Here is a 276-nt window from a genome sequence, read left to right on the forward strand (position 1 = left end):
GTCATAGCCCTCCTTGCTCACCCCCGGTCCGGTGATCGCCAGAACCGGGTCGGCTGCCAGCAGGCGTCCCATGGAAAATGTCAGGAAGAACAGCCCGAGCAGCGCCGTCGCGTTTGCGACGACGCTGCCGATGAAGCGACGGACGGCGAGCTTGAAGCCAGCATGCGGTTCGTCGTCGACCGGGCCATTCGTGGTCGGCACAGTCGGGTTTTCTGGTGTCGTCATATCCACGCTGGCCACGCTCGCATCACTCCTTGGTGACATCGTGCCAGCGTG

The 276-nt window shown here is 63.8% G+C and carries 1 protein-coding gene; it reads right to left on the reverse strand.

All coding sequences use genetic code 11. The features are described from left to right. The coding region (locus KVS69_RS19500) for a hypothetical protein (RefSeq protein WP_217539627.1) at window positions 1–240 on the reverse strand (240 nt) is incomplete at its 3' end. Between the last annotated feature and the right edge of the window lie 36 nt (window positions 241–276).

The organism is Stenotrophomonas sp. GbtcB23 (assembly GCF_019091045.1).
GTDB lineage: Bacteria > Pseudomonadota > Gammaproteobacteria > Xanthomonadales > Xanthomonadaceae > Stenotrophomonas > Stenotrophomonas rhizophila_A.